A 16,257-nucleotide genomic window follows, 5' to 3' on the forward strand; every position below is an offset into this window, starting at 1 on the left:
TCATGATTATCGTATCTTAAAATATAATCATAGTTATAACATTAAAGCATATTGTTTTCAGTGATATTTGTATTTTTCCCTGCTTGTTTTTCTGTTGTACCATGGCAAAATCAGCGCGCTAAAAAATAAAATAATCAGGAGAAAATATGTCTGAGCCTGTTAACGTCGTCGTCGTCGGTGTCGGTGTGATCATCACCAATTCGCACGGGCAAATACTCATGGGTAAACGCAGCAGTAAACATGCCCCTTACTGGTCAATTTTTGGGGGGCATGTTGACCCTGGGGAAACATTCGAACATTGCGCTATTCGTGAAATAAAAGAAGAAATCGGTATTGATATTCAAGCACCAACCGTATTTGGTATCAGTAATAACTTGCAAACTTATCAACAAGAAGGGAAGCATACGGTCTCTATCTGTATGCATGTTGAATACAATGGTGAAGCTGCACCTCAAATAATGGAAACAGACAAATGTGAAAGCCTAATGTGGGTTTCACCTGATGCATTACCTGAGCCTCACTTTGAAGCCAGCCGCAATGCCATTGACCTTTGGCTAAACCAGAATCTTTATCACCATAAAGCCTAATATTAACCTTTAACGTATAAACGATTTTGTTTGTACGTTTTTTATTCATCTCTTTCTTATTACTCGCTTTTTCCTATTTAATTGCCTTTACCATATTTACAACGTCATGTGCTTACCGTATCATTTAGCTAGTACAGTGAAACATTCTATTAGGAGCCACCATGGCCGTTGATACTACAACACAACACAAACGCCCTTCCATCTTGGGTGGTGCAATGATTATCGCAGGGACTGCAGTCGGTGCGGGTATGTTTTCAATTCCAATGGTGACTTCAGGTGTATGGTTTTCAGGCTCAGTCGTGCTATTAATCTATACATTTATTTGTATGTTACTTTCGGGGTTAATGATCCTAGAAGCAAATATGAATTACCCTGCTGGAGCCAGTTTTCACACTATGGTCAAAGACCTGTTGGGAACAACTTGGAATTCAATTAATAGCTTATCCGTCACCTTTGTTCTCTACATACTGACTTACGCCTACATTTCCGCGGGTAGTTCTATCATTACCGCAAACTTGTCAGGTCATATACAAATTCCACAAGCGGGTGCAGGCTTTATTTTTGCCTTCATCGTCGCTTTTATTGTTTGGCTTTCTACTCGTGCTGTAGATAGGTTAAGTACTATTTTAATCGGTGGTATGGTTATCACATTTATCATGTCAATTGGTGGGATGATCTCAACGGCATCTCCTGCCATTTTATTTAACCAAGTTGAACAAAGTGATCATCAGTATTTACCTTACGCTCTCGCCGCATTACCTTATTTATTAACCTCTTTTGGTTATCATGGCAATGTACCTGGGCTAGTTAAATATTATAATAAAGACAGTCGCAGTGTAGTCATGAGTTTAGTGTTTGGAGCAACCATTACGGTTGTTATCTATATCTTGTGGCAGTATGCCATCCAAGGCAATATCCCACGCTCTGCCTTTATTGAGATAAGAGAAAGTGGCAATAATATTGATGCCCTGTTGACTCAAATGAATATCTCGACGAAAAACAGTTTTATTTCACAATTCCTAAACTTGTTTTCTTATATGGCGTTAGCCAGCTCATTCTTAGGTGTCTCTCTTGGCTTATTTGATTTTATTGCAGACTTCTTTAAATTTAAGGACAATCAACAAGGGCGTTTCAAATCTGTTTTAGTCACCTTTGTACCGCCTACCATCCTTGCGTTAATTTTTCCAAATGGTTTTATTTATGCCATTGGTTTTGCAGGGCTAGCAGCAACCATCTGGGCGGTAATTGTCCCTGCTCTAATGGCAAAAGCGAGCCGTGTACGCTATCCAAATAATAGTTATAAAGCACCTGGTGGAACATTTATTATTGTTTTCGTTATCTTATTTGGTGTGATTAATGCTGTAGCACATTTGCTATCTTTAGCTGGTTTACTCCCTATTTATTAACGGCCTTTGGTGAATATCGCTTTTACGCAATATTCACCATTCCCTCCCCCATAAAATTTTTCACCGAAAATTAACCGCAACATCTTGCCTAATCGCTTATCTGCGAGTAATTTTGTCGCACTCTTTTTGACAATCCCAAAGAAGGTTATTTATGGCCAAGGCCAATGAAATTAAACGCGGTTTAGCAGTTAACTATAATGGCAAATTACTACTTGTAAAAGATATTGATATTCAAGCACCTAGTGCTCGTGGCGCAAGTACCTTGTATAAAATGCGTTTTACAGATATCAAAACTGGCCAAAAAGTTGAGGAACGTTTCAAAGGAGATGATATTTTAGAAACGATTTCGTTAACACGCCGTGGAGTGACTTTTTCTTATATTGACGGTGATGAATATGTTTTTATGGATAATGAAGACTATACACCTTACATGTTCAAAAAATCAGATATTGAAGAAGACCTATTGTTCATCCCTGAAGAGGGTTTGCCAGGAATGCAAGTGCTTACCATAGAAGGTCAAGTCTTGGCTTTAGAACTTCCTCAAACCGTTGATATGGTCATAATGGAAACAACACCTAGCATTAAAGGTGCATCAGCGAGTGCCAGAACTAAGCCTGCGACTATGGCTACAGGGCTTACTATCCAAGTTCCTGAGTATTTATCGAGTGGCGAAAAAATTCGTATCCATATCCCTGAACGCCGTTATATGGGGCGTTGTGATTAATTACAATATGTTATCTAACCTATGACCTTATATGCCTATGAATTAATTGTTCATAGGCATATGCCACAATCACTTAGCATTATCCCCTCCTAACGACCTGCTCTTCGGCTTCACTCATGTTTAATCATATTTAATCGTATAGATTCCCAATGTATGGTCTTTGTTTATCCAATTAAACTCTTGAGTTCCCTTTGAATTAGGAAGTAGTGTTGTTTGCCCTCTGAGTTTTCGAATATCAACAGACGTCGTTTTTTCATCTCCAGTATCACTCCAACATTTGGTTATCACACTTTTAGGCGTTGCTTCTATCATGCAAGGTGGCGCGACAATCGCTCCTGTAAATAAAATGACACCAGAGCTAGCACGTTTCATCCCACTATTTTTTGATGCTACTGCCGAAAAACTTGAAACCAATACTGTTACTGTAAAAATAGTCGCTACAATTTTTTTTACTGAGTTATCCATAAGAATCGCCCTCTTAAAGTTAAGTTATCGTCACTTTTCGTGATTTATTTATACTTAAAATATTTTTCACTCTGCGTGACTGAGGACGACATACTAATCTCAACGAAATATTAGTGATTTCATTTATAGTCGTAGTTTTTTATTTTTTTGAATCGTTATTACTCAAAATAAAATCACCTATTTAAATGACTTTTTTATTACCACACGAAATGCAACATCTTTAGAATTTTATCTATTAAAATCAGCCCTATATATTGTAAAAAACGTCATATTTATTGTTTACAAATCATTTTTGTATTTAACTTATAAAATAAGTATTTATTAATATGAAAAAAAACCTTGCTACTAAAATTTACCTATCCCCCAAACAGTTGATAGCTGCGGGTCGGCAACGTGCTTGCTATCAACATCCAGAGTATGATGATTTATGCATCAAAGTGCATTTAAATGGGAGAAGTGATAAAGAAACGCTACGAGAAATACGCTATTACAAGCGGTTATATAAAAAAAGTTTAAGTACCAACACTATTTCTCATTATTATGGAACCCAAGAAACTAATTTCGGCTTAGGGTATGTTTTCCAACTCATTAAAGATAAAACAGGGAATGTTTCACATACATTAGAGTATTACCTAAAAAATAAAAACATACTTTTAAAACATAAAAAAAATATGAGAATTGCCTATGAACAATTTAAAAAAACAATCTATGAAGAAGCCATAGCAACAATGGCACTAAAAACTTATAATATTGTTTATCAATTAGGCTATAAACCTCACGGCCAATTTTTTATTATTGATAACCTTGGTTCAGCCAATTTGATCCCCCTAGATTATTTTTCAGCCACTATTGCGCGTTCAACATTAAATCGTCGTTTCGCAGATTTTGAAAATCGGCTTTATAGAGAATTTCAAATCAAAATATAGTTTTCAATACCTGTCTTACTACCATTCATTTTTTAGATTTAAAATTAATCAAAACTTCAATATAAGTATTTTTTGTTATCAGAATACTTATAAATAAACAGTAGCTATGATTTTTTAAAGTCAATCACCTAACGGCCACCTATAATTAGTGCATGACTTGATGACTAAAAACCTTTCTAACTTAGATAAATTTAAACTTCTTTACATTAGAGGTAGATGTTAGGCATTTACTTCGTAAATAGACTGAAACAAGACGTAAGAAAATGTGAACAAGTTCATACTTTATTTACTCAAAACGGTGCAATACCGCGCAAAATGCCCTTACATATGATAGAAATCACATAAACCAATAGTGAATAGGCAGTTCTATCTAATGTTTTGTAAATTATAGACCTATTGCCTCGCCATTTCGGCTTTGTTTATGTATGCTCTTTAAGGTTTATTTTCAGGCTTGTTAGGCTACCAATTCACGTAAAATTCTTTTAGTAAATATTGGTATCTGTTCTATACTCAATAAGTCATTGAAAATGGCTAAAGCGTACAACACCTAGTTTGGGTTGTTTGCTATAAATTGTTGTCATAAACATTTCTTGCGAAAAACACACTCTTATCGCCAAATGCGTTTTTCACAAGGATAGGTTTAATTTTGTCGTGTCTATTTACACGATAATGCGATAAAAGAATGGTAAGGGATATATATAAGAATGTTAACATCTGAAAAACTTAAGCGCTATGCTTGGCGCATTGTACCGGCAATTGCTATCGCCGTGACACTCTCAGCATGTACCAATCCTAAGTCAGCTAAGAATACACAAAATACTGCTAAATCAGATGTACGTATGTTAAATGGTTCCGCGGGGGACTCTTTAACTATGGCATCTCAAGATGAATTCGAAGAGCTAGTACAAAGTGTTGATACTAAATCCAAAATCATGAACCAATATGCAAGCTGGAAAGGTGTTGCTTATCGCCTCGGTGGCACAACCAAAAAAGGTGTGGATTGTTCAAGCTTTGTTCAGCGCACATTTTTTGAACAGTTTGGTGTGGAACTCCCTCGCACAACCTCAGAACAAGAGTACTCGGGTAAAAGCGTAAAACGTAATAATTTAAAAGTTGGCGATATCGTTTTATTTAAAACAGGTCGCACAATGAAGCATGTTGGGATCTATATCGGCGATGAAAAATTTGTTCACGCCTCCACAAGCAGTGGCGTTATTGTTTCTGAAATGACGAATTCCTACTGGAGCAAAAGGTACTACGCTAGCCGTCGGATCATTAACGGGTCCTAACTTTCTGCCATACCTTATCCCCTTACCAATAAAAAAGCTTCCAAGTAACAGATACTGGAAGCTTTTTTATTGGTAATTCATATTTAATTTCTGAGCCTAGCGGTTGTTATTTAACGCCATCAAAAAAATGAGAGACGCTGTACGCAAAAGTGCCTAATAATATCAGTCTGTATTTTAGTAAAGCAACTTAGCAGCAGAGCAAATCGCCACCGCCTATCACCGATACATTAGCAATAACGTAAATCAATAAATAACCCATATATATTTATTTGCACTCAAATTAAGCACAATAAAAACCAGATGATAGCTCTGCAATAGCCACACCAGAGGCTTTCAAACGACACATAGCTGCTAATTCATCATTTGCGTGAATGAACAAGCACACTTCTTTCTGCCACTCCAAAATAGCATTAGCAATTTGCATATCCGATAACGACTCAGATAACTGCTGCATCGCAATACAATCTGTTGCACAGTCATGACTAAGTAATTTTAGCCCCACAAGCTTATCGCTATCGACATCATTCATAGGTACGACTTCAACATCAGTCCCTATTTTGCCTGATAACCAGCGGTAGCTTTGCGGTAGCCTGTGCACCACCGAAAGACCTGATTTTTCCACAAAGATATCCTATTAAAACATTTTAGTATTTAGCCAAGTGACCCGGGGGTTACCGCCCCACTAGACCTAACACGAGGATCGAACCAACCCTATTACGCTTATATGCTATTTAAACGTGAATAAAACCCTCTTTAAACTAACTCATCGTTCAAACCGAGTTTTTAACAACCACAAAAGTAACAGTAATGTTAAATTCTAAAACCTAAATATAACATTAAAAATACAACATGTCGTTAAATTTTTGTGACACAAATCATTGCACATCAATTTTTATGGTAAATTAATTAAATATTAAATTTTTTTTGATATTTGAACTCAACATTCACCACAAAACACCTAACTTTTTTTTACATCTTTGACATAAAAACCGCAATAACTAAGCTATTTTTTGAAGTACGCACAAATTTTTGCCAACTTGTTACAGCAAAGAATACGGTGTGATAAAAAACATAAATTTAACAAATTACCTACTAACGGTAATTGATTTAGATCATTTTTCACCAAATATTTTAATCCCCCTACTTTACTATTCGTATTTAACGAATTAAAGGTAGCTATAAACATTGAGAATAGCTGTATCTTATGAGATGAACTGAATCAATTCGGAATAATCGGACAAAAGGAAGGATAGACATCTATGACATTTTCAGTTTCATCCGTGAAACTGAAAAATTAATGAAATTACTTTGTTCTTTTCGCCAATAAAACAAATAGCATGGATAATGCAACACAAGCCACCATTGACCCAACCATTGGCCATGCATTTTTAGCGGGTATCAAAGATAACAATGTTCCGACCAGAGCCCCAATTGAAAAACGAATGGTTCCAGCTAAGGAGGAGACAGTCCCTGCTATATGTGGGTAATTATCCAAGATAACAGCCATTGCGTTTGATGTGATCATCGCTATCCCACTAACATAAATGGCCACACCAATGACTAGAGTCCAAAAATCCAGCGCAAAAGCAGTCGTCGCTAACAACCATAACCCCATCACAAATTGGATAATAATGCCAAAGTACAGCATTTTTTCCGCGCCAAAATGCCTAACGTAGCGGCTATTTATTGTGGTCATAATAAATAGAAAAATAATATTGATACCAAAATAGTAGCCAAAATGCTGCGGTGACACGCCATTTAAATCAATATAAACAAATGCGCCCGCATTTAAGAACGAGAACATACCAGCGAAAGAAAATGAGCTAGCTAATATATAGAACAAAACCTGTTTAGCTCTAAATAACGTCGCAAACTGCCTGAGTGTAGTGCCGACATGGAATTTCTGCCGTTTAGCGGCAGGTAGTGTCTCTCGCACAAAACAACTCACTAAAATAACCGCTATCACTGCTGCGATTGCAATGCTCCAAAAAATCGCATGCCATGAGAACCAACGCATTAGTTCTCCCCAAGGATCGGGGCTAATAATGGTGCAATCGTCATGACTAACACCACAAATGACATGCTTCTTGAAAATTCGTCACGAGTGAACATATCGCGCATTAATGCGTTAATCACCACACTCGCAGCCGCAGCAGCAAACCCATGTAAGAACCGTAACCAGATCAATGATTCAATGGATTCCGTGATTGCACAGGCAGCAGATGCAATAGCAAAGACGATTACACCACCTAAAATTACTGGCTTACGCCCAATGCTATCCGCCATCGGACCATAGAATAGTTGCCCAATGGCAAAACCAAAAATGTAGCTGTTAAGCGTCATCTGAATACGCCCTTCATCTACATTAAAATAATGCATCATCGTCGGAAAGCTAGGTAGGTACATATCGATAGCCAATGGCATTAGCATCGATAATAAACCTAAAATTAATATCAGCCCCAAATAGGATGAACGCTGCTGTTGCACTCTTTAAACTCCTGCATTTTATTTACGTGATACATTAATACTGTTAATTTCAGCTTCAGTTAACGGCCGATACTCACCGGGCTCAAGCGAATCATCGAGCCATATTTCCCCGATTCGTTCCCGATGCAAGCCGCAAACATGGTTACCCACCGCTGCAAACATACGTTTTACCTGATGGTAGCGCCCTTCGCTAATCGTCAATCTAACATCACGCGGACTAATGATTTCAAGTTTCGCTGGCTTAGTGACGGTTTTTTCACCGTTAAGCATTACACCTTGCTCAAACTGTGCAGCCACGCCATTTGCGATATCGTCACTTAATTGCACACGATAGGTTTTCTCACAATGATGTTTTGGTGATGTAATCCGATGAGACCATTGCCCATCATCAGTTAGCAATACTAACCCTGTCGTATCAATATCTAAGCGCCCTGCTGAATGAAGTTTTTGAGCGAGCGGCTCATCGATAAAATAAAGTATAGTGGGATGCGTTGGGTCATCTGTCGAGCAAATATACCCTTGGGGTTTATGCAACATAAAGTAACGAGGCCCTGTTACTTGCACAAGAACATTGCCATCATAAGCGACTTCATGGTCGATCGTAACTTGAAAGGCTCCCGATTTGACGATTACATCATCAACTGTCACCAGCCCTGAGCGCAATTCACGCGCTACCAAACTGCGGCTTATCCCTAATTGCTGGGACAAAAATTTATCCAGTCGCATAGATTCTCTTAACTTGATGGAATGCCAGTGAGGCGTACAATAGCACTCAACTGTCAGAATATAGAATGAAAGGTTGCTGTGATTATTATCACATAATTCATTATATCAATAACCCTAGTGAAGGGATAGTTTCCTAGCAGCAACTCAGATCTTTAGACAGAGCCATGGTTTTAAATTAAATTTAACGCCTTTTTCCCAACTTATTAACTCTATACTGAATAATATGTCTTTTGTTTTACGTCCTTATCAACAAGAAGCCGTTGATGCAACAGTGCATTATTTCCGCAAGCACACCCAACCTGCGGTTATTGTTCTACCTACTGGCGCGGGGAAAAGCTTAGTCATCGCAGAGTTAGCTCGCCTTGCGCGTGGTCGTGTTCTTGTGTTAGCCCATGTTAAAGAACTCGTTGAGCAAAACCATGGAAAATACCTCGCTTATGGCTTACAGGCTGATATTTTTGCCGCTGGACTGAATCAAAAAGATTCACAAAGTAAGGTCGTATTTGGGAGTGTACAATCGGTTGCCCGGAACCTTGATGCTTTCAATACTCACTTTTCTTTAATTATCATTGATGAATGCCACCGTATCAGCCTGAATGACAAAAGCCAATACCAGCAAATTATTCAAGCCTTACAAATTCATAACCCTACGTTACGTATTTTGGGGTTAACAGCGACGCCTTATAGGCTTGCCAGTGGCTGGATTTACCAATACCACTATCATGGTATGGTGCGGGGCGATGAAAACTGTTTTTTCCGTGAATGTATTTATGAATTGCCACTACATTATATGATTAAAAATAAGTTTCTCGTCCCTCCTGAACGGTTGGATATGCCCGTTTTGCAATATGACTTTAGTCAGGTTTCACTGAGCTCATCTGGTATTTTTAATGAACAAGAGCTCAATTTATCACTTAAAAAGCAACAAAGGATCACGCCAAAAATCGTTTCTCAAATTATTGAGTATGCATCGCCATTACAAGGCTGTATGATTTTTGCGGCAACAGTAGAACATGCAAAGGAAATACTGGGTTATCTACCTAAAAATACGGCTGCGCTTGTGACGGCAGATACCCCCGCTGCTGATAGGCAAGACATCATTCAACGTTTTAAAAACAAGCAATTACATTATTTAGTCAATGTTTCTGTATTAACCACGGGCTTCGATGCTCCCCATGTTGATGTAATAGCTATTTTACGCCCTACCGAATCCGTAAGCTTGTATCAACAAATTGTCGGCAGAGGCCTGCGACTTGCCACCGGGAAAACAAAATGCCTCATTTTAGATTATGCAGGCAACCCTCATGACCTATTTCGACCGGAAGTCGGCTCAAGTAAACCCAATTCAACGAGTGTACCCGTGCAAGTTTTTTGCCCATTATGCCAATTTGCCAATACTTTTTGGGGGAAATGCACTTCTGATGGGCAAATTATCGAACACTATGGTCGTCGCTGCCAAGGTTGGGAAGAAAATCAACACGGACAAAAACAACAATGTGAATTCCGTTTTCGATTTAAACAGTGCCCCCATTGTGGCGCAGAAAATGATATTGCCGCACGTCGTTGCCAACAATGCCAAGAAGTCCTCACTGACCCTGATGATATGCTAAAAGCTGCACTAAAATTAAAGGATGCCCTAATTTTACGTTGCGGTGGGATGCAACTGTTGACAGGCCATGATGCAAAAGGTGAATGGCTTAAGATTAATTATTATGATGAGGACGGAACCAGCGTTTCTGAAAGGTTTCGTTTAACAACACCAGCTCAGCGACAAGCCTTTGAATTTCGATTTTTACGCGAACATCAACGTGCGCCTGGGGTTCCATTTAAGTGGAATAATGCTAATGATATTTTATTACAACAATCATTATTACGTTATCCACAATTTATCGTGGCTCGGAAAAAAGAACGCTATTGGGAAATACGTGAAAAAATCTTCGATTATCAAGGGCGTTTTCGCGTTGCTGACAGCCTATCTTAAAGCTAAGGCGATCTTAATGATTGCTGGATGGCGGATTTTTCGTTAAAATGCCGCCCGCCTTCATATATCACATTCTCTGAATGAAATATTCTTAGGCCAAATCTCGAACCTGCTGCTGGGTCGCCTGTAGCAGGATTTATCTTTTCTTTTTATAGAGAAATAGTAATGTTAACTATCAATGCAATTGAACGTAAAGAGCAGGGTAAGGGTGCGAGCCGCCGCCTGCGCAGAGATAACCAACTTCCAGCTATCGTTTACGGTGGCAACCAAGAGCCTATCTCTGTGACTTTAAACCACGATGAAATCATTAACCAAGAAAGCAAAGCAGAATTTTACGAAGTTCTGAATCTGGTTATCGATGGTAAAGAAACTAAAGTAAAAGTTCAGGCTGTTCAACGTCACCCATTTAAGCCAAAAGTGACGCACATTGACTTCCTGCGCGCTTAATTAAAGCCCACAGCCGAGCTTTAGAAATTTCGGGACGCCGAGTAAATAACGCCGCAATTGCGGCGTTATTTATTTCTAGGGTATTTATTTTTAGCCTTCGCTATTCTGGCAAAGAACTAATTTCCCTTCAGTAATTTTACTTACTACCACGTCGTTGTAACTGGTCACGCAAATTAGGTGGGGTACCACGAATAGTTAATGTATCAGTTACTGGGTCCCAAAAAATACGCTCCCCCATCAACATAGCATCGAAACTGATAGTGATCCCCCCTCCACTTCCTGAAAATTTGGTCAGTTGCTTTAGTGTTCCTCTATCAGCAGGAAAACTTTCTTCTAGTTGATAATCATTTTGACGTGCGAAATCATCAAAGCTTTGCTCTTCCACCATTGGCAACTCTTTTGCCAATGCCTGCAATTCAATTTCCTCGCCTGATTGAAGTTGTTCAGTGCAATAACTATGGACTTGCTGGCGGTACGCTTGGCGCGTATTTTTATCCATTTGAGCATTGTCACAAAAATCATCTAACGCTTGAACTAACCCCTTATTTTGTACTTTTGCGTTTAACCCTTCAGAAGCCGCCAAGAAATCCATAAAGAAATCAGAGACTTTACGCCCTACCCGCCCTTTTAAAAAGGTTAAATAACGTTTTGATTCAGGGTTTGTTTCCCACTCGGTTAAATCAATACGAGCGACAATATCCGCATGAGGTATATCTAAATAATGTGTCGTTCCTAAATCTAAAGTGTCCGTGACAAACATGCTATCGCAACTACTCAAAACTGAAATCAAAAGATATTCAACAGCAAGGTAGCGATACTGACAGAAAAGAACGATCCCCCCTTCAGCAAAGGGGTATTTAGCGAGTTCATCCTTTAAACGTACCGTCATCGCACGGCTGAAACCTAAAAACTCTTCTTCACCTTTACGCAGTAACTTTAAAGCATCAGCCAGTTCACTTTCTTCATTAAACTCACCGAATGCTTTACTTTTTGCACTATAGACTCGGTGTAATTCTGCCATCATGTCCTGTACGACATCATCCGCTGTTAATAAAGAATCCCGTAACATCACCTCAAAGGTTTGTTCATCTCGCTTAATCAACTGATGTAAAGCTATCTGGGTAATTTCCAGACTCATTGTTGGCTCCTTTTTTATAGCAGAAATATTGTCGCGCGTATTCAAACACTGATATTATCACTCTGCAATAGAAACTATCATTTGTTCTTTTTTCAACCTCAAAATGCTGAACTAATACGCACTTTACGAATCTGAATAAACATTATTATCACTTAAACGAAAATTTGTTGCGAAGAAAGAAGAAAAAACAGCAGCTATACGCTATGATATGGAGCTTTCATTAATTTAGGATGTCTCAATTTATGCCACAATCATCTCGCTATAGTGATGAAAAAGTTGAAGGTTTACTTTCTGACCTCGTGAGTGTGTTAGAAAAAAACCATACACCTGTTGACCTTTCCCTTATGGTGTTAGGTAATATGGTAACGAATCTGCTCAATACTTCTGTTGCGCCAGCGCAACGTAAAATGATTGCAGAATCCTTTGCAAACGCATTACTTTCTTCTGTTAAAGAAGATCAATCACACTAATTGATTAATGAAATAAACAGTATGGTCACCCACCTGCGCTACCGTGACAAAGTCTCTGCCATGATTGGTTGGGGACACTGGTTTGCACTATTCAATATACTGCTTAGTCTTGTACTAAGCAGTAGCTATCTGTTTATTTTTGATTGGCCAGATACCTTAACTGGCCGTGTTTATGCTTTCGTCAGTTGGTTAGGTCATTTTAGTTTTGTGGTCTTTGCCGCTTACCTACTCATTATTTTTCCACTGACCTTTATTGTGATGTCTCAGAGGCTACTGAGGCTACTTTGTGTTGCCCTTGCGACAGCAGGGATGACACTGTTAATTTTTGATATACGTGTTTTTAGTCAGTTCGGTCTTCACCTAACACCACAAGTTTGGGATCTCGTCATCAACCCAACCAAGGGGGAGATGGCCCGTGAATGGCAGTTAATGTTTATTAGCATCCCTATTATCTTTCTACTTGAGATGCTATTTGCCACTTGGAGCTGGCAAAAACTTCGTAGCCTAAACCGGCAAACTTTTGGTAAGCCGCTTGCGAGTATTTTTATTGTGACTTTTATTATGTCACACCTTATGTATGCTTGGGCTGATGCCAACTTTTATCGCCCTATTACTATGCAACGTTATAATTACCCATTATCGCAACCAATGACGGCACGTAAGCTACTTGATAAGTATGGTTTATTAAACTTAACCGAACATCAAAACCGCGTATTCCAACAAGGTAGCCCTACGGCATTGAAACTAAACTACCCACTAAAACCGTTAAGTTACTATGACCAAGGTGCTGGCTATAACTTATTGTTGTTAGTGATTGATGACCTCGGGGACAAGTCCCAGCAGGATTCAATGAATTCACTTAATGCGTTTAAAGAGATTAGTACGCAATTTACCAACCACTATACAACGGGTTTGCGTAACGATACCGCATTATTTGGCTTATTCTATGGAATATCATCAACTTATTTTGATAACATTTTAAACGGTAGGCATCCATCCGCTTTAATTTCGGCTCTGCAACACCAAGGTTATCAATTTGGTTTATTCTCGACCGATGGATTCAATTCACCTTTATTTAGGCAAGCTATTTTATCTGACTACTCGTTACCTGCAAAAACTGCAGATAACGACAATTTAACCATCTCACAATGGAATCACTGGCTAAGTAATTTGAAACACGATTCCCCTTGGTTCTCTTTCCTTAATATTAAAGGGGCCCCTGGTAGCGCAAAAACCAATGAACAAATTAACAGTGTGATGGCTACATTAAAACGTGATGGTCGCTTACAAAATACCATTGTTATCGTGACTGCAAATTACAATAACAATGGAAAAGCAGAAAATGAATGGTTGAATAATAAACGCTTCAATCGTGACAAAATGCAAGTGCCATTATTTATTTATTGGCCAAATACACCCGCTCAACAGATTGATAAGCTTACAAGCCATCAAGATGTAATGACCACGTTAATGCAGCGTTTATTACATGTAAACAACCCGCCTGATGATTATAGTCAGGGTGAGGATTTGTTTAGTAATCAACGCGTTTATCCATGGGTGATCACTGGTGACAATGATGATGTCGTTATTACTACCGATACCGCCACGCTCTATATGGATCATAATGGTCAGTTTAATATCTACGATAAACAAGGGGCTATCGAAAAAGACGAAAAACCAGATTTGGCTGAGCTGTTGAAAATTTTCACAGAATTAAAGCGTTTTAATGAGAATTAATGCTTAAATATCAACCAGTCGTATCATTAGTCTATTGCTTTTAGAGACAAATTGAGTAGTATAAAACAAAGTTCGGCATGTAGCGCAGCTTGGTAGCGCACCGTCATGGGGTGTCGGGGGTCGTAGGTTCAAATCCTATCATGCCGACCAACTTTTTATAGAGAAACCAACCGCTTAAGGTTGGTTTTTTTATGCCTAAATTTTAAGCGGGGTAAAATGGGGGTAAAACTCCATCGCAATAGTTTCTATTTCAATATCAAAGTGCCCCAACCACTCAAGCTGGCGTATTAGTGTTTATTTGCAGACATTGATAGGAATGAACCTAATACAAAAAAGTACTTAATAAGATTTGCTTCACGTTCCCCTGCTGGTTTTAATTCATGGTAACTAACCGTAAAGACCAAAATAAAGCCAAAATCCCCAATTAAGAAGCGTATTAAGATTACAAGCCTAGAAGTGATAGATTCCCACTGAGTATTAGGTTAGCAATAGTACAAATTGAAGTGAACAAAAAGGCCGCATAAGCGGCCTAATACGGAATATAAGCTATACAGAAACTGTATTATTCAACCAGAAAATTGACATCTAAGCTACCGCGGTATTTTCCTGGAGCTATTTTTCCATTAACGCATAAAGCAAAGTTTAACCCTTGGATAAAATTTCCCCCAACGGAGCTATAAACCTGCTTACTTTTTGTATAATTAATGGCTTGAGAAGAGTCAGCAATACAAACTTCATCACCTTTAGCAGTCGCATCAATCGATGTGGCTATATAAGGCAAATCATCTGAATTTCCATCTAACGGATCCAGCACCATTCCAGTATAATTTCCATCCACTAGAGCATTGTTTGGCTTAATAGAGATCAAATACTTACCAGTATCTGGACAATTAACATTAACCTGAGCAAGAGCATTAGCTAAATTCTTAGGACTTGGATAAGTCCCCGCTAACTGTACCCCGAAATCAATCTTCGTGTTTGTTATTGCGGATACTTTACATGTATCAACAACAAATATCCCCATGTACTGATGCTCACCAATAAATACCGCTTCAGATTTATCTTTAGGGTATCCATCTCCATACCTATTTCGGTGGGCCATCATAATAGTATCATCTGCAAGGTAGCGCCCTTTTTTTAAGGGCTGTGGAGCATATGCTGAATAACTTGTTATAACACCTGTAAATTTAGCGGGGTGAGTAAAAGTAGTATATAAAACTCCAGGTGTACCTGACTTAGGTTCGAGCCCAAAATCAAAATAACCACTATAGTTTATACCGTACGGCACATGGTACATACCTTTTGATGAGCTTATTTTAGAATGCCTTAATGAAAACGATGCAGTTTCCCAGCGCACTCCTGAACTCCAATCATAAGGAATATTATATCTAGCGTATGTAGTGGAAAACACCCCATTTATCAATAATATTATACGGTTGCTCTCATCAAATTCATTAAATAACGAGATCCCATAGGCTCCTTCTTGAGGATAGTAGGCAAATGCTGAATCAGGACCTTCCCTCCACTTCCATGTAATCAACTCAATAAATGGGAAATTTGGAAGTATATCACTGTTATTTAAAACCTGTTCAAAATAAACAGTACGCACAGGTGGGGAAACCTCACCTAAATACCCGATTGCTCCCACAGGTACACGTAAATCATTAGCATGAGAAGTAGCTATAATTCCTCCTAGTATTAATGCCACCGCCGACAACAAACCATTTATACACTTATTCATAGATGACCTATTATTTTTAATAATTTCACGTTTTATTAATTATATGGCTCTTTTCCTATTTGAGCATGAAATAACCACATAAGTTACAACAAAAAATTACACCAATCATGCGTTATAACAGAGTTAAACACCA

The 16,257-nt window shown here is 38.4% G+C and carries 14 protein-coding genes, 1 tRNA gene and 1 pseudogene; 10 read left to right on the top strand and 6 right to left on the bottom strand.

The features are described from left to right. The first annotated feature begins 146 nt into the window (after window positions 1-146). From RB151_RS12910 to yeiP, 3 genes are all read left to right on the top strand, one after another. Window positions 147-587, top strand: coding sequence for a nucleotide triphosphate diphosphatase NUDT15 (locus RB151_RS12910; protein WP_071548174.1), 441 nt, complete (start codon window positions 147-149; stop codon window positions 585-587). 161 nt (window positions 588-748) lie between these two features. Then, entirely contained in the window at window positions 749-1,993 is a 1,245-nt protein-coding gene (mtr, locus tag RB151_RS12915; RefSeq protein ID WP_042843410.1) for a tryptophan permease, read from the top strand. Between the two features lie 151 nt (window positions 1,994-2,144). Then, window positions 2,145-2,717 (top strand): elongation factor P-like protein YeiP, encoded by a 573-nt coding sequence (gene yeiP / locus RB151_RS12920; RefSeq protein WP_042843409.1) that lies wholly within the window; start codon window positions 2,145-2,147, stop codon window positions 2,715-2,717. A 120-nt stretch (window positions 2,718-2,837) separates the two neighbouring features. Here yeiP and RB151_RS12925 read toward each other — a convergent pair whose 3' ends face one another. Continuing rightward, on the bottom strand, window positions 2,838-3,182 hold the full coding sequence (locus tag RB151_RS12925; RefSeq protein ID WP_042843408.1) for a hypothetical protein: 345 nt from the start codon (window positions 3,180-3,182) through the stop codon (window positions 2,838-2,840). Between the two features lie 326 nt (window positions 3,183-3,508). Here RB151_RS12925 and RB151_RS12930 point away from each other — a divergent pair, with 326 nt between their 5' ends. Both RB151_RS12930 and mepS read left to right on the top strand, forming a co-directional pair. Further along, window positions 3,509-4,108, top strand: coding sequence for a YrbL family protein (locus RB151_RS12930; RefSeq protein ID WP_048607453.1), 600 nt, complete (start codon window positions 3,509-3,511; stop codon window positions 4,106-4,108). Window positions 4,109-4,812: 704 nt separating this feature from the next. Next, the gene (gene mepS / locus RB151_RS12935; RefSeq protein WP_042843406.1) at window positions 4,813-5,397 is read left to right on the top strand and encodes a bifunctional murein DD-endopeptidase/murein LD-carboxypeptidase; all 585 of its coding nucleotides are present in this window, start codon (window positions 4,813-4,815) and stop codon (window positions 5,395-5,397) included. A gap of 280 nt (window positions 5,398-5,677) precedes the next feature. Here mepS and RB151_RS12940 read toward each other — a convergent pair whose 3' ends face one another. The 3 genes and pseudogenes from RB151_RS12940 to rsuA form a co-directional block, all read right to left on the bottom strand. Continuing rightward, window positions 5,678-6,019, bottom strand: coding sequence for a hypothetical protein (locus RB151_RS12940; RefSeq protein WP_042843404.1), 342 nt, complete (start codon window positions 6,017-6,019; stop codon window positions 5,678-5,680). 681 nt (window positions 6,020-6,700) lie between these two features. Continuing rightward, window positions 6,701-7,827: pseudogene (locus RB151_RS12945) on the bottom strand (Bcr/CflA family multidrug efflux MFS transporter). A gap of 75 nt (window positions 7,828-7,902) precedes the next feature. Continuing rightward, on the bottom strand, window positions 7,903-8,610 hold the full coding sequence (rsuA, locus tag RB151_RS12950) for a 16S rRNA pseudouridine(516) synthase RsuA (protein ID WP_071548175.1): 708 nt from the start codon (window positions 8,608-8,610) through the stop codon (window positions 7,903-7,905). 223 nt (window positions 8,611-8,833) lie between these two features. Between rsuA and RB151_RS12955 the strand changes: the two genes are divergently transcribed. Both RB151_RS12955 and rplY read left to right on the top strand, forming a co-directional pair. After that, window positions 8,834-10,591 (top strand): DEAD/DEAH box helicase, encoded by a 1,758-nt coding sequence (locus RB151_RS12955; RefSeq protein ID WP_071548176.1) that lies wholly within the window; start codon window positions 8,834-8,836, stop codon window positions 10,589-10,591. Between the two features lie 165 nt (window positions 10,592-10,756). Beyond that, window positions 10,757-11,038, top strand: coding sequence for a 50S ribosomal protein L25 (gene rplY, locus RB151_RS12960; protein ID WP_042843399.1), 282 nt, complete (start codon window positions 10,757-10,759; stop codon window positions 11,036-11,038). Between the two features lie 136 nt (window positions 11,039-11,174). Here rplY and yejK read toward each other — a convergent pair whose 3' ends face one another. Beyond that, a complete protein-coding gene (yejK, locus tag RB151_RS12965; protein WP_071548178.1) occupies window positions 11,175-12,176 on the bottom strand; it encodes a nucleoid-associated protein YejK in 1,002 nt (333 codons plus the stop codon). A gap of 242 nt (window positions 12,177-12,418) precedes the next feature. Between yejK and RB151_RS12970 the strand changes: the two genes are divergently transcribed. The 3 genes from RB151_RS12970 to RB151_RS12980 all read left to right on the top strand — a co-directional run bounded on the left by RB151_RS12970 (window position 12,419) and on the right by RB151_RS12980 (window position 14,533). Beyond that, entirely contained in the window at window positions 12,419-12,646 is a 228-nt protein-coding gene (locus tag RB151_RS12970) for a YejL family protein (protein WP_004911940.1), read from the top strand. 21 nt (window positions 12,647-12,667) lie between these two features. After that, window positions 12,668-14,383: an LPS biosynthesis-modulating metalloenzyme YejM gene (gene yejM, locus RB151_RS12975; RefSeq protein ID WP_042843396.1), complete on the top strand. Its 1,716-nt coding sequence runs from the start codon at window positions 12,668-12,670 to the stop codon at window positions 14,381-14,383. Between the two features lie 73 nt (window positions 14,384-14,456). Next, window positions 14,457-14,533 (top strand) — tRNA-Pro (locus RB151_RS12980). 412 nt (window positions 14,534-14,945) lie between these two features. On the opposite strand, the gene RB151_RS12985 is transcribed toward RB151_RS12980, so the two are convergent. Then, a complete protein-coding gene (locus RB151_RS12985) occupies window positions 14,946-16,124 on the bottom strand; it encodes a hypothetical protein (RefSeq protein WP_048607467.1) in 1,179 nt (392 codons plus the stop codon). Window positions 16,125-16,257: the final 133 nt, after the last annotated feature.

The organism is Providencia rettgeri, from assembly GCF_001874625.1.
GTDB classification, from domain to species: domain Bacteria; phylum Pseudomonadota; class Gammaproteobacteria; order Enterobacterales; family Enterobacteriaceae; genus Providencia; species Providencia huashanensis.